Here is a 237-nt window from a genome sequence, read left to right as displayed (position 1 = left end):
AATCATGGTTGATTCAAGAACCACTGAACCTGCGGTTTCGGCTGCCTCGCTGTTGGCTGCAGTTGCGGACCCCATTCGCCTGCAACTGCTCCACCTGCTCGTCGGTCGGACGCGCTGTGTCTGTGACCTGCAGCCCGAGCCCGCTATTCCGGGCAACTTGCTGAGCTACCACCTGAAGGTGTTGCGTGAGGCCGGCCTGATCGAGGGCACCAAGCGTGGACGCTGGATCGACTACTC

1 protein-coding gene is annotated in these 237 nt (G+C 61.2%); it reads left to right on the top strand.

Annotated elements, in window-relative coordinates:
- On the top strand, positions 1–237 hold a 237-nt coding region (locus BN358_RS23020), incomplete at both ends, for a helix-turn-helix transcriptional regulator (protein WP_306461330.1).

It is taken from the genome of Sedimentibacter sp. B4 (assembly GCF_000309315.1).
Taxonomy (GTDB): domain Bacteria; phylum Bacillota; class Clostridia; order Tissierellales; family Sedimentibacteraceae; genus Sedimentibacter; species Sedimentibacter saalensis.
This window is presented reverse-complemented; position numbering and strand designations above follow the sequence as displayed.